14 protein-coding genes are annotated in these 12,662 nt (G+C 71.6%); 9 read left to right on the forward strand and 5 right to left on the reverse strand.

The annotated features are described in order from the left end of the window. Positions 1–80 precede the first annotated feature (80 nt). Positions 81–1,085, reverse strand: a complete 1,005-nt coding sequence (locus tag AB0G02_RS17825) for an iron-siderophore ABC transporter substrate-binding protein (RefSeq protein ID WP_360795218.1) — start codon at positions 1,083–1,085, stop codon at positions 81–83. Positions 1,086–1,205: 120 nt separating this feature from the next. On the opposite strand from AB0G02_RS17825, the gene dhaK reads away from it, so the two are divergent. The 5 genes from dhaK to AB0G02_RS17850 all read left to right on the forward strand — a co-directional run bounded on the left by dhaK (position 1,206) and on the right by AB0G02_RS17850 (position 6,120). Continuing rightward, positions 1,206–2,201, forward strand: a complete 996-nt coding sequence (dhaK, locus tag AB0G02_RS17830; protein WP_360795221.1) for a dihydroxyacetone kinase subunit DhaK — start codon at positions 1,206–1,208, stop codon at positions 2,199–2,201. After that, positions 2,201–2,830 (forward strand): dihydroxyacetone kinase subunit DhaL, encoded by a 630-nt coding sequence (gene dhaL / locus AB0G02_RS17835; RefSeq protein ID WP_360795224.1) that lies wholly within the window; start codon positions 2,201–2,203, stop codon positions 2,828–2,830. The genes dhaK and dhaL overlap by 1 nt, the downstream gene beginning before the upstream one ends. After that, entirely contained in the window at positions 2,827–3,504 is a 678-nt protein-coding gene (gene dhaM / locus AB0G02_RS17840) for a dihydroxyacetone kinase phosphoryl donor subunit DhaM (protein WP_360795227.1), read from the forward strand. The genes dhaL and dhaM overlap by 4 nt, the downstream gene beginning before the upstream one ends. Before the next feature lie 125 nt (positions 3,505–3,629). Further along, complete coding sequence (locus AB0G02_RS17845; protein ID WP_360795230.1) at positions 3,630–5,408, forward strand: 3-hydroxybutyryl-CoA dehydrogenase; 1,779 nt, start codon at positions 3,630–3,632, stop codon at positions 5,406–5,408. A 106-nt stretch (positions 5,409–5,514) separates the two neighbouring features. After that, positions 5,515–6,120, forward strand: coding sequence for a DUF3558 family protein (locus AB0G02_RS17850; RefSeq protein ID WP_360795233.1), 606 nt, complete (start codon positions 5,515–5,517; stop codon positions 6,118–6,120). Positions 6,121–6,232: 112 nt separating this feature from the next. On the opposite strand, the gene AB0G02_RS17855 is transcribed toward AB0G02_RS17850, so the two are convergent. After that, positions 6,233–6,439, reverse strand: coding sequence for a zinc ribbon domain-containing protein (locus AB0G02_RS17855; RefSeq protein ID WP_360795236.1), 207 nt, complete (start codon positions 6,437–6,439; stop codon positions 6,233–6,235). Positions 6,440–6,653: 214 nt separating this feature from the next. Here AB0G02_RS17855 and AB0G02_RS17860 point away from each other — a divergent pair, with 214 nt between their 5' ends. Both AB0G02_RS17860 and AB0G02_RS17865 read left to right on the forward strand, forming a co-directional pair. Further along, entirely contained in the window at positions 6,654–6,947 is a 294-nt protein-coding gene (locus AB0G02_RS17860) for a hypothetical protein (protein ID WP_360795239.1), read from the forward strand. Between the two features lie 161 nt (positions 6,948–7,108). Beyond that, a complete protein-coding gene (locus tag AB0G02_RS17865; RefSeq protein ID WP_360795242.1) occupies positions 7,109–7,876 on the forward strand; it encodes an alpha/beta hydrolase in 768 nt (255 codons plus the stop codon). Here the strand turns inward: AB0G02_RS17865 and AB0G02_RS17870 are convergent. Then, positions 7,852–8,388 (reverse strand): GNAT family N-acetyltransferase, encoded by a 537-nt coding sequence (locus AB0G02_RS17870; protein ID WP_360795245.1) that lies wholly within the window; start codon positions 8,386–8,388, stop codon positions 7,852–7,854. The two genes, AB0G02_RS17865 and AB0G02_RS17870, sit on opposite strands and share 25 nt — an antisense overlap. A gap of 37 nt (positions 8,389–8,425) precedes the next feature. Here AB0G02_RS17870 and AB0G02_RS17875 point away from each other — a divergent pair, with 37 nt between their 5' ends. Then, positions 8,426–9,136: an alpha/beta hydrolase gene (locus AB0G02_RS17875; RefSeq protein WP_360795248.1), complete on the forward strand. Its 711-nt coding sequence runs from the start codon at positions 8,426–8,428 to the stop codon at positions 9,134–9,136. A 96-nt stretch (positions 9,137–9,232) separates the two neighbouring features. Here the strand turns inward: AB0G02_RS17875 and AB0G02_RS17880 are convergent, their stop codons facing one another. Next, positions 9,233–10,552, reverse strand: coding sequence for a chromosome segregation protein (locus AB0G02_RS17880; RefSeq protein WP_360795251.1), 1,320 nt, complete (start codon positions 10,550–10,552; stop codon positions 9,233–9,235). A gap of 69 nt (positions 10,553–10,621) precedes the next feature. After that, entirely contained in the window at positions 10,622–11,935 is a 1,314-nt protein-coding gene (ccrA, locus tag AB0G02_RS17885; protein WP_360795254.1) for a crotonyl-CoA carboxylase/reductase, read from the reverse strand. Positions 11,936–12,125: 190 nt separating this feature from the next. Here ccrA and AB0G02_RS17890 point away from each other — a divergent pair, with 190 nt between their 5' ends. Next, on the forward strand, positions 12,126–12,527 hold the full coding sequence (locus tag AB0G02_RS17890) for an SPW repeat protein (protein WP_360795257.1): 402 nt from the start codon (positions 12,126–12,128) through the stop codon (positions 12,525–12,527). The last annotated feature ends 135 nt before the right edge of the window (positions 12,528–12,662 follow it).

Raw genomic sequence — 12,662 nt, forward strand, 5'->3', positions numbered from 1 at the left:
CGGCTTCGTCCAGCCTAAGGCACCCGAACCCATGTCAAATCGGGCCTTGGTGGGGTGGTGCGGGGGCGTTGGGGTGGGGGTTAAGAGGTGATGGTTTTGGTCAGGTCGGTGAGGACTTCTTCGGCGGCCAGGACGCCCAGACCGAGGAACCAGGTCTCGTCGCTCACGGGCTTGGCGTGGCCCGCCTTGACGGCGTTGAGCGTCTGCCAGAGCGGTCCGCCCAGGACTTGGTCCTGAGCGGTCTTGGTCTGGTTTCCGTAGGTTCCGATGAGGATCCAGTCGGCGTCCGCCTGGGTGATCTGCTCGGTGCTCACCTCGACGGCCAGGTCGTCCACCTGGCTGGCCGGGGGTTGGGGCAGACCGGCGTCGATGAGGATCGTGCCGATGAACGACTTCTTGGCGTAGAGCCTGGTCTTGCCCGGCATGAAGCGGAGCATGGTGATGGTCGGGCGCTTGCCCGTCCTGCTCTCGATGTCCTCACCGACCTGCTTGGCGTGGGCCTCGTAGTCGGAGATCAGCTTCTCGGCTTCGGCGGACTTGTCCAGGGCCGCGGCGTTGAGGCGGAAGTTCTCCTTCCACGTGTAGCCGGGGCGGACGGCGAAGACGGTCGGCGCGATCTCCGACAGCTTCGGGTACTGCTGCTCGGCGCGCAGCTGCGAGCCGATGATCAGGTCCGGCTGGAGCTTGGCGATCGTCTCCAGGTTGAGGCTGGTGGTGCCGCCGACGTTCTCCGGGCTGCCGGCCTTGTCACCGATGTAGGTCGGCATCGTGGGCGCACCGTCGGGGTAGGCGACGCCGACCGGCTTGATGCCCAGCGCGACGACGTTGTCCAGCTCGCCGCCGTCGAGGACGACGACGCGTTCCGGCCGCTTCTCGACGACGGTCTCGCCCATGGCGTGCTTGATCGTGCGGGGGAACTGGCCGGGCTTGGCGTCGGTGCCGAACCCGGCGCTCTTCTCGCCCGCCTGCCCGAACTCCGCACCGCCCTGCGCCACCGCGGGTTTGTCGCTGGGCGTGTCGGTCTGGCCGCACGCCGCGAGGGTGAGGGCGGCTACGAGCAGGGCTGCGGTCCTGATGTTCGACACTCCGTGGTTCCTCCGCTACTGACCTGGTGTTCTTAGGGTTGCCTCACCGTAGCTTCCGCTTTCCGGGTGGCTCCGGGTGGAGTAGTAATGAGGTGATCAGCGTCGATCGGGAGGTCACCCGTGAAGAAGATCATCAACGATCCGGCGACCGTGGTGGTGGACGCGTTGCGCGGCATGGCGCTCGCGCACGCCGACCTGGTGGACGTCCAGTACGAGCCGGCGGTCGTGGCGCGGGTGGACGCGCCGGTGCCGCGGAAGGTGGCCCTGGTCTCGGGCGGGGGTTCGGGGCACGAGCCGTTGCACGGCGGGTTCGTCGGGCGGGGGATGCTCGACGCGGCCTGCCCCGGCCCGGTGTTCACGTCACCGACCCCTGATCAGGTGGCGGCGGCGGTGAGCCGGGTGGACGGTGGCGCGGGCACGTTGCTGATCGTGAAGAACTACACCGGTGACGTGCTGAACTTCGAGACCGCCGGCGAGCTCGTCGAGGGCGTGGACGTGCGGATGGTCGTGATCGACGACGACGTGGCGGTCAAGGACTCGCTCTACACGGCCGGTCGGCGCGGTGTGGGTGGGACGGTGCTGTTGGAGAAGATCGTCGGTGCCGCGGCGGAACGCGGGGTCGACCTCGACGGGTGCGAGGCGTTGGCGCGGCGGGTCGTCGCGCAGGTGCGGTCGATGGGGTTGGCGTTGACGGCCTGCACGGTGCCGCACGCGGGGGAGCCGTCGTTCACGCTCGCGGACGACGAGATGGAGCTGGGGATCGGCATCCACGGCGAGCCGGGTCGTCGGCGGGTGCCGGTGGGGTCGGCCGACGAGATGGTGCGGGCGCTGCTGGACCCGGTCCTGGAGGACCTGCCGTTCGGTGAGGGCGACCGGGTGCTGCTGTTCACCAACTCGATGGGCGGCACGCCGTTGATCGAGTTGTACTTGGCGCACGGCATCGCGGAACGACTCCTCGCGGAACGGGGGATCACGGTGGAACGGCGGCTGGTCGGCCCGTACGTCACGAGCCTGGAGATGCAGGGCATGAGCCTGACCCTGCTCAAGCTGGACGACGAGATGCTTCAGCTGTGGGACGCGCCCGTGCACACCCCGGCGCTGCGGTGGGGCGTCTGATGGCGTGCACGGCGCAGGACGTCGCGGAGGCGATGCGGGCGGTGGCGGCGGTCGTCGTCGAGCACCGCGAGGAGCTGATCAGGCTGGACCGGGAGATCGGTGACGGCGACCACGGCGAGAACCTGGCCCGCGGCTTCACCGCTCTGGTGTCCAAACTGGATGCCGACGTGCCGGCGTCGCCCGGCGGGGTGCTCCGGTTGGTGGCGACGACGTTGATCTCGACGGTCGGCGGCGCGGCCGGCCCGCTGTACGGGACGGCGTTCCTGCGCGCCGCCACGGCGGTCGGGGACGTGGCGGAGGTGGACGGCCCGGCGGTCGCGGCGGCGTTGCGGGCGGCGCTGGACGGGGTGGTGACGCGGGGCAAGGCCGCGTTGGGGGACAAGACGATGGTGGACGCCCTCACGCCCGCCGTGGCGGCCGCGGAGTCCGTGGCGGTCACCGGTGGCGGGGTGGCGGAGGTGCTGGGGGCGGCGGCCGACGCGGCCGAGATGGGCGCGGACTCGACCGTGCCGATGATGGCGCTCAAGGGCCGTGCGTCCTACCTGGTCGAACGCAGCATCGGGCACCTCGACCCGGGCGCGCGTTCGACGGCGCTGGTGCTGCGGACGCTGGCGGGACGTGCGCGGTGATCGGGCTCGTCGTGGTGTCGCACAGCGCGCAGCTGGCGTCGGGCGTGGCCGAGCTGGCCGGGCAGATGGCGCCGTCGGTGACGATCGTGCCGTCCGGTGGCGACGGGTCGGGAGGGTTGGGCACGGACTACCTGGCGGTCGGTGAAGCCATCGCGCGGGCCGATTCCGGGTCGGGTGTGGTCGTGCTGTTCGACCTCGGCAGCGCGCGGATGGTCGCTGACATGGCCGCCGAGGAGGCGGAGGGGTCCGTGGTCGTCGTGGACGCGCCGTTGGTCGAGGGCGCGGTGGCGGCGGCGGTGCGGGCGCAGGGCGGGGCGGGGTTGGCGGCGGTGGCGTCGGCCGCCTCGGCCGCGGCGGCGGTGTTCTCCGGTGCGGTGTCCGAGGGGACGGGCGTGGCCGCCGTGGGGGACGCGGTGCGGACGGAGGTCGAGTTGACCAACTCCGTCGGGCTGCACGCGCGGCCGGCGGCGATGGTCGTGCGGGCGTTGGACTCGTTGGCCGCCTCGGTGGTGGTGCGGTTCGGTGAGGAGGAGGCGGACGCGAAGAGCGTGCTGGCGCTGATGGGCCTGGGTGCCCCGGGCGGCGCGCGGATCGAGGTGGTGGCGACCGGTGCGGACGCGGCGGAAGCCGTGCGGAGGGTGGAAGAACTGGCGTCGCGCCGGTTCGGCGAGTAGCCGGACCTGGAACGATCACTTGCTCGATACGGATGGTGAAGCTCACGCGAACGATGCGTGACGGCCGTGGGATAGTCGCGGCAAGTTACCGTTCGGTAGCCACTCCGTCGAGTGGGAGGTAAGCAGTGACGCGCCAGTTCAGCACGGTCGGAGTCGTCGGTCTCGGCACGATGGGCGCCGGTATCGCCGAAGTCCTCGCCCGGACCGGCATCACTGTGGTGGCGGTGGACGTGGACGAGGCGGGCCTCGCGCGGGGACGCGGTCACCTGGAGCACTCGACGGACCGCGCGGTGGCGGGCGGCAAGCTGTCGGCGGACGAGCGGGACGCCACGCTGGGCCGCATCTCGTACGCCACCTCGCTGGACGCGCTGGCCGGGGTCGACCTGGTCGTCGAGGCCGTGCCGGAGCGGATCGAGCTGAAGGCGGCCGTGTTCGCGGAGCTGGACCGGATCTGCGGGCCGGACGTCGTCTTCGCGTCCAACACCTCGTCCCTGTCGATCACCGAGATCGGCGTCCACACCGGACGTCCGGGCAAGGTCGTCGGCCTGCACTTCTTCAACCCGACGCCGGTGCTGAAGCTGGTCGAGGTGATCCGCACGGTCGTCACCGAGCCGGACGTGGTGACCGACGTGGTCGCGTTCGCGGAAGGGCTGGGCAAGACGCCGGTCGTCATCGGTGACCGGGCCGGGTTCATCGCCAACGCGCTGCTGTTCGGCTACCTCAACCACGCGGTGCGGATGTACGAGTCCCGTTACGCGACGCGGGAAGACCTCGACGCGGCCATGCGGTACGGCTGCGGCTACCCGATGGGTCCGCTGGCGCTGCTCGACCTGATCGGGCTGGACACGGCGTACGAGATCCTGGACACGATGTACCACCAGTCGCGCAACCGCCTGCACGCCCCGGCGCCGCTGCTCAAGCAGATGATCACGGCCGGGCTGCTGGGTCGCAAGAGCGGGCGCGGCTTCTACACCTACGACGGGCCGGACTCGCCGGTCGTCGTGCCGGACGTGCACACGCCGGTCGCGTCGGAGGAGGGCGTGCCGGCGCGCGAGGTCCAGCGGGTCGGGGTGATCGGCACCGGGACCATGGCGACCGGCATCGTCGAGGTGTTCGCCAAGCGCGGGTACGACGTGGTGCTGCGGGCGCGTTCGGCGGAGAAGGCGGACGGCGCGGTGGCCAAGGTGCGCAAGTCGTTGGAGAAGGCGGTCTCGCGGGGCAGGCTGTCGGCGGAGGACCGGGACGCCGCGCTGGCCCGCGTCACGCCCGCGGTGGAGTTCTCGGACCTGGCCGACTGCGACCTGGTCGTCGAGGCGGTGGCCGAGGAGCTGTCGGTCAAGAAGGCCGTGTTCGAGGCGTTGGACGAGGTGTGCAAGCCCGGCGCGGTGCTGGCCACCACGACGTCCTCGCTGCCGGTGATCGAGTGCGCCGCCGCCTCCGAGCGGCCCGGTGACGTCGTCGGCCTGCACTTCTTCAACCCGGCGCAGGTGATGAAGCTGGTGGAGGTCGTCGAGACGATCTCGACGTCGGCGGACGTCGTGGCCACGGCCCGGCGCGTGTGCCTCGACCTGGGCAAGGTGCCGGTGCACTGCGGCGACCGGGCCGGGTTCATCGTCAACGCGCTGCTGTTCCCGTACCTCAACGACGCGGTGAAGATGCTGGAGGCGCACTACGCGTCGGCCGACGACATCGACAACGCGATGAAGGTCGGCTGCTCGCTGCCGATGGGGCCGTTCGAGCTGCTGGACGTGGTGGGGCTGGACGTGTCGCTGGCCATCGAGCGGACCCTCTACCTGGAGTTCCGCGAGGCGGGCTTCTCACCCGCGCCGCTGCTGGAGCACCTGGTGAAGGCCGGTCGGCTCGGTCGCAAGACCGGCAAGGGCTTCCGCGACTACGCGGCCTGACGGTCGGGCGGCGGGTGTGCCCGGCGGGGCGCGTTCGGCGGGTCCGACGGGCACGTTGTGCGGGCTGATGCACCGGCGGGATCCGGCGTTTGGCATCGTGGTGCCCATGCGGCGTGTGGTGATCTCGCTCCTGGTGGCGGCGTTCGGTCTGACGAGCGCCTGCGCGTACACGGTCAACGGCACCCCGGTGGCGGAACAGGTGCTCGACGTCGACCCGCCGTTCACGTCGGCGCAGCCCGCACCGTCGGAGTCCGGGGACCCCTCCGCCGACCCCTCTGCCGACCCTTCCGGTGAGCCGAACGCGGACGTGGGCGACATCTGCTCGTTGATCGGGTGGAAGGACCTGCCGTACGACGTGCCGGACAAGGGCGCGAAGCCGACCGACACCGGGTACGACAAGTCGTTCGACCAGTCGTGCAAGTGGCAGACGTCGGTCGGGTCGCTGGACGTGGGCGTGACCCTCCGGTTCCGCGCCGGGCGGTCGATCACGCTGGAGCAGAGCAACGGCGAGTTCGACCTGGCGGACCGGAAGGTCACCTACTTCGACCGGACCACGGACACGTCCGTGCAGCCGTCGTGCGTGCTGGTGATGGACTACGCCGGTGGCGGCCTGGGGATCATCGTGATCGACGGCTCGGCCCGCTACGGCGCGATCTGCGACCAGGGCAAGAAGGTGGCCGAGACGCTCCTGGCCAAGGAACCGGCCAACTGACCGCCCCACCGGCGACTACTCCGCCGGTGACCGTCCCATCGGTGATCCCCGCCGGTGACCGTCCCGCCGACCTAGTACGGGTGCTGGCGGGTGGCGTCGTGGGTGGTGGGGGTCAGCTGCAGCAACCGCCGCCGCAGCACCCGCCGCCACCGCCGCCGGCCGGGGCGTTGGCCTTGCCGCTCAGACCGGCCATGGAGAGCAGCTTCACGGTGTCGTCGTGGCCGTTCGGGCACGGCGCGGGCGCGGAGGCTTCGTCCATCGACCGCTTGACGTCGAAGGTCGACCCGCACGCCTTGCAACGGAACTCGTAAGTGGGCACGTCCGCCATTCTCCCCGGCGGGGCGGTGCGAGCACCAGCAAGGGCACCCTCATCAGGTGAAACGTTCGCCGTCGGGGTGCGGACAGCAGTCCGGCGGCAGTGTCACGCCCATCTCGGTCACCGAGGGGGCGCGGTCGCCACGACCTGCTGGCACCCGCTCACCCAGTGGACCGTGGGCGGTCACCCGGGGCGAGCCCGGATACCCTCGTTTCTCGTGCCACGCCGTAACCGCCCGCAACGCCCGGCCGAGCCCTCACCCATCGGTGGGCACGGTTGGGCACGCGCCGAGAGCGCTCAGGACGGCGAGTGGCTGGTTCGCACCGTCTCCGGTGCCGCGACCACCAAGACCTACCGCTGCCCTGGTTGCGACCACGAGATCCGCCCCGGCACACCCCACGTCGTAGCCTGGCCCGCCGCGGACTACGGCTCCGTGGAAGACCGCCGCCACTGGCACCAGGGCTGCTGGACGTCACGCACCAGGCGAGGCCCCACCTCGCGCCGCTGGTAACCGTCCGTACGCACCGGATTCGGATCGACCCGACTCCAGCCGCGCCCGGCAGCCAGGGAACCCGGGGGCCAGGACTCGCTGTCGGATCGCCGGGCGTGCGACCTGCGTTGGCTGCGCCGCGCGGCCGTCTTGGTCGCTCGCTGTGGTGGCACGATGGTGCTGTGGGTGCGGAGGACGGCGAAGTGCTGATCAAGGCCAACACCGTGCTCCCGGCACGCCGGGAGGCGGTGACGCTCCAGACCGAGGACGGGCTTGCCCTGGTCGGTGAGCTGGCCCTGCCGGCTGAACGGGAGCCTCGCGCCACGGTGGTGCTGCTGCACCCCCTGCCGACCCACGGCGGGATGATGGACTCCCACCTCTACCGCAAGGCGGCGTGGCGGCTGCCCGCGTTGGCCGACCTGGCGGTGTTGCGGTTCAACACGCGCGGTACGGCCAGTGCGGCCGGGTGCAGCGAGGGCGCGTTCGACCACGCCGTGGGCGAGCGGCTGGACGTGGCCGCGGCCCTGGCGTTCACGGCCGAGCGCGGGTTGCCCTCGGTGTGGCTCGTGGGCTGGTCGTTCGGCACGGACCTCGCCCTGATGCACGGGTGCGACCCGCTGGTCGAGGGCACCGTGTTGATCTCACCTCCTCTGCGGTGGAGCAGGACCGAGCACCTGCGTGCCTGGGCGCGCGCGGGCAAACCGGTGGTGTGCCTTGTGCCCGAGTTCGACACCTACCTGCCACCGGCGCAGGCCCGGCAGCGGTTCGGCGCGGACATCCCGACCGCGGACGTCATCGACTTCCCCGGCGCCAAGCACCTCATGGTCGGGCACACCGAAGAGGTGCTGGACGCCATCGTGGCCGCGGTCGTGCCCGAGGTGCCCACGCCGTTGCCGCGCACCTGGTCCGGCCCCCACGAGCAGCATCACGTGGTCATCGCGACCTCCTGACGCCGCCAGACCAGCACCGGACCCTCGGGCGTCCTGCTGTCGCCCACGTGCGCGAAGCCCAGCTTCTCCGCGACGCGCTGGGAGGGCGTGTTGTCGGGATCGGTGATGATCGCCACCGGGCGGTCCGGCCGGGCCCGACCCGCCCAGTCGACGGCCGCGCGCGCCATCTCCGAGGCGTAGCCGCGACCCCAGTGCCGGGGGCGGAACCGGTAGAACAGGTTGAGCACCCGCTCACCGTCCACCTCGTGGTGGCGCAGGCCGCCGAACCCGATGACCTCCCCCGTCTCCGGCAGCTCCACCGCCCAGTACCCGATGCCGTCGTGCGCCCAGTGGGCCTGCCACTCGGCCAACATCTTCGCCGCCTGCTCCGCCGACGGTGGGCCCGACGGGTTGAAGCGGTTGGTCTCCGGATCGGACAGCACGGCGATGGCCGCGCGCACGTCGCCCGGGCCGACGCGCCTGAGCAGGAGGCGGTCGGTGCGCAGCTCGGCCGGTTCCGGGGTGGGGGTCATGGCAGGAAGGTAGCCGGGGGGTCTGACAATTCCGGGTGTGGATTCTTCGCCGCTCGTGCTGCTGCACGCCTTCCCGTTCGACTCGCGCATGTGGGACGGGGTCCGTGACCTGCTGGAACCGATCACGCCTGATCAGCGGGGCGGCGGTCGTTCACCCGATCTGGTGGCTGTTGCGGACGACGTGCTGCGGTTGCTCGACGAGCGGGGGATCGAGCGGGCGGTGCTCGGCGGGTGCTCCATGGGCGGGTACGCGGCGATGGCCGTGCTGCGGCGTGACCCGTCCCGGGTGGCCGGGCTGGTGCTGGCCGACACGCGGGCCGGTGCGGACACCGACGAGGCGCGCGCGAACCGGCTGGCGATGGCCGCCCGCGTCCAGGCGGACGGCGTCGGCTGGGTGCCGGACACCGTTCTCGGGGGCCTGCTCGGGCCGGCGGCGGACGAGGCCGTGGTCGCCCGGGTGCGGGAGCTGATCCTCGACCAGGACCCGGCGGAGGTGGTGTGGGCGCAGCGGGCGATGGCCGCGCGACCGGACTCGACCGGCGTGCTGGCGGAGGTGGACGTGCCGGCGTTGGTGCTGGTGGGGGAGCACGACGCCCTCACGCCGCCCGCGTCGGCCCGGGAGTTGGCGGGAGTCCTGCGTCGCGGTGAGTACGTCGAGCTGCCGGGCGTCGGTCACCTGACGCCGTTGGAGGCGCCGGCCGCGTTCGCCTCGGCCGTCCTCGACTGGCGACGGCGGACCGGGGTGTGACCGCGTCCTGAGCGTTCAACTCGGGTGTCCTGGACGTAGGACACGCGCGTTCTGGACGTAGGACACGCGGGACGTGGAGGTAGGGCTCCCGCGCGGTCAGCGCTTGGCTGCCTGGGCCTTCGGGTTCGGGCGGGCGATCTTCTGGGTCGGGGCTTCCGCGGGGCGGCCGTCGGTGGATGAGGCCGGGCGGCCGTCGGTGGATGACGTGGCGTCGGTCGGTGACGCGGTGTCGACGGGGGTGGCGTCAGCGGCGACCGGTTGGGCGTGCGGGGAGGACGCCGGAGGCTGGGCGGCAGGCGTGGAGTCCGCAGGGGGAGTGGCGGGCTTGGCGGCCGGGGTGGAGCCGGTGGCCGGGGACTGCTGGGCCTGCGCGGGCTGGGGCTGGGAGGACTGGGGCTGGGCGGGAGGCTTCGGGCGCTCCTCCTCCAGCGGGTCCAGCAGGGGGGTCACGTCGTGCAGGGCGGAGCTGACCGCGTGCAGCTGCTGGGACAGGCGGTTGCGGAGCTGCCTGAGGGCGTCCACCTTCTGGGTGGCCTGCGTGACGCGGCGGTTCGCTTCCTCCGTCGCCTCGCGCACCCGGCGGTTCGCCTCGTCGGTCGCCTCCTGCACGCGGGCCGTCGCCTCGCTGATCGAGTCGTGCCGGCGGCGGTTGGCCTCTTCGGTCGCCTCGCGCACCAGCCTCTGCGCCTCGGCGTTCGACGCGGCCTGCTCCTGCGAGATCTGGGCGCGGACGCGGGCGGCTTCCTCGGCCGCCTCGCGCACCCGGCGGTCGGCCTCGGCCTTCGACGACGCCTCCTGCTCGGCCAGCGTCTTCATCGACTCGACCCGGCGTGCCGCCATCGCGATCTCGAAGTCCTCCTCGACCGTGGTCCGGCGCTGGAGCGACTCCTCGTCCAACCGGGCGGCCTCGGCACGCGCCTCGCCCACGACCCGCTCGGCCTCGGCGCGCGCCGTCTCCAGCACGCCTCGGTGCTCGGCCTCCATCTCGGCACGCCGCTGGTCGAGCTCCGCGATCAGGTTCTCGTAGCGGGTGCGCAGCACCCCCGCGTCGGCCTCGGCCTTGGCGCGGATGTGCCCGCCCTCGGCCTCGGCGCGCGCCTTGATCTCGTTCGCCTCGTCCTGCGCCAGGCGCAGCATCCGCTGCAACCGCTCGCTCAGGCCCTCCAACGTCGTGGGCGGCAGCGACAGCCGCTCCACCTGGCCGCGCAGCTCCGCGATCTCCGACCGGGCCGCCTCCAGCTGCCGGGCCAGGTCGTTGGTCTGCGAGACCGCCGCGTCCCGGTCGGCCGCGAGCAGCCGCAGGTCGGAGTCCAGGCGTTCCAGGTGGTCCTCGACCTGGGCGCGGTCGTACCCGCGCTTGACGATGTCGAAGCCGGATCCCAGGGGGACGAGGTCACGGTCGTCGGCGAGGCCCATGGCGCTCACGCTACCCGCTCCCGATGTGCGGCGGTCACCCGAGCGCCGCACATCGGGAGTGATTTCGCTTTAGACGCCCCGGAAACGGTTGATTTCGGTCAGGTGCGCGGCGCGCAGCTCGTGGTCGCGGACGCCGAGGCCCTCCTCCGGCGCCAGCGCCAGCACGCCGACCTTGCCCTGGTGGGCGTTGCGGTGCACGTCGTACGTCGCCTGACCGGTGTCCTCCAACGAGTACACCTTGGACAGTGTGGGGTGGATCTTCCCCTTGGCGATCAACCGGTTGGCCTCCCAGGCCTCCCGGTAGTTCGCGAAGTGCGAGCCGATGATCCGCTTGAGGTGCATCCACAGGTAGCGGTTGTCGTACTGGTGCATGAACCCGCTGGTGGACGCGCACGTCACGATCGTGCCGCCGCGCTTGGCCACGTAGACCGACGCGCCGAACGTCTCCCGGCCGGGGTGCTCGAACACGATGTCCGGGTCGTCGCCGCCGGTCAGCTCGCGGATCTTCGCGCCGAGCCGCTTCCACTCGCGCGGGTCCTGCTCGTGCTCGTCCTTCCAGAACCGGTAGTCCTCGGCGGTCCGGTCGATGATCAGCTCCGCGCCCATCTTGCGGCAGATGGCCGCCTTCTCCGGGGACGACACCACGCACACCGGGGTCGCGCCGCCGTTCAGCGCGAACTGCGTCGCGTAGGAGCCGAGGCCGCCCGACGCGCCCCAGATCAGCACGGTGTCGCCCTGCTTCATGTTCGCGCCGTTGGTCGACACGAGCTGCCGGTAGGCGGTGGAGTTCACCAGACCGGGTGACGCCGCCTCCTCCCACGTCAGGTGGGCGGGCATCGGCATCAGCTGGTTGGCCTTGACCAGCGCGATCTCGGCCAGACCGCCGTAGTTGGTCTCGAAGCCCCAGATCCGCTGCTCAGGGTCGAGCATGGTGTCGCCGTGCCCGTCCGGGTGCTCCAGTTGCACGTCCAGGCAGTGCGCGACGACCCGGTCACCGGGCTTCCACGCGTTCACGCCGGGGCCGGTGCGCAGCACGACGCCCGCCAGGTCGGAGCCGACGACGTGGAACGGCTGGTCGTGCCGGCCGCCGTACTTCTTGAGGAAACCGAACGTGGACAGCGGCTCGAAGATCGAGGTCCACACCGTGTTGTAGTTGATGGCGCTCGCCATCACGGCCACCAGCGCCTCGCCGGGGCCGAGCTCGGGTGTCGCGATCTCGTCGACGTGCAGCGACTTGCGCGGGTCCTTGTCCTTGGTGGCCAGGCCCTCGAACATCTCGGTCTCGTCGGCGTGCACCGTCACGCCCCGGTAGCTGTCCGGTACGTCCAGCGATCCGATCGCGTCCAATTCGTCCGCGAGGATCGCGTCGAGGATCTTCTGCACGGCGTTCCCTCCCAAGGGGGCTTCGGGATGGTCGGGGTGGCGGGATCTGGGGGTCCACGCGAGTGGCCGGAGGTTACCCACCAGTAACCGATTCAGAACGGGCGCTGTGAGGCACCGCACTGGCGAACCGTCCGATCGGTCGACCTTGACCGGGCGGCCAACCAAGCGGAGCATCGGAGGTGTCCGAACGATGAGGACGGAGGTACAGGTCATGGCAAAGGCGTGGAGCAGGTGGCAGGACTGGGCCGAGGTCGTCGTCGGCGCCTTGGTGCTGCTCTCGCCCCTGGTGGTGGAGACCACCGCGGGGGCCATGTGGACGATGATCGTGCTCGGCGCGCTGATCGCCGTCGACGGCCTCGCATCGCTCGCCAACCCCGGCATGGTCTACGGCGAGTGGTTCCAGATCGCGCTGGGCGCGCTGCTGTTCATCTCCCCGTGGGTGATGGGCTACAGCGACCTGTCCGGCGCTTCGTGGGTCTCGTGGATCGGTGGCGTGCTGACCGCCGCGGCGGGCGCCATGGCCCTCCCGCTGGCCAACGCCGCACATGGCGGACGCGCCCACGGGGGTGGCCGAGTCGCCGGCACCGCCTGACCCCGACCCCCGGATCTCCGGACCCGGGACCACACCCCGCGGCTCGCCCCGCACGAGCCGCACCGAACACCCACCCCCCGCGAGCCCGCGTCGGTCATCCCGGGGCCGGCCCAGGGCGATCACGCGCATAGTTCG

It is taken from the genome of Actinosynnema sp. NPDC023658, assembly GCF_040639995.1.
Taxonomy (GTDB): Bacteria; Actinomycetota; Actinomycetes; order Mycobacteriales; family Pseudonocardiaceae; genus Actinosynnema.

Excerpts from the sequence above, each read along its gene's own strand:
- AB0G02_RS17850 (WP_360795233.1), top strand. The coding sequence starts at position 5,515 with ATGCGGCGTGTGGTGATCTCGCTCCTGGTGGCGGCGTTCGGTCTGACG.
- dhaL (WP_360795224.1), top strand. The coding sequence starts at position 2,201 with ATGGCGTGCACGGCGCAGGACGTCGCGGAGGCGATGCGGGCGGTGGCG.
- AB0G02_RS17880 (WP_360795251.1), bottom strand. The coding sequence starts at position 10,552 with ATGGGCCTCGCCGACGACCGTGACCTCGTCCCCCTGGGATCCGGCTTC.
- AB0G02_RS17870 (WP_360795245.1), bottom strand. The coding sequence starts at position 8,388 with ATGACCCCCACCCCGGAACCGGCCGAGCTGCGCACCGACCGCCTCCTG.
- AB0G02_RS17890 (WP_360795257.1), top strand. The coding sequence starts at position 12,126 with ATGAGGACGGAGGTACAGGTCATGGCAAAGGCGTGGAGCAGGTGGCAG.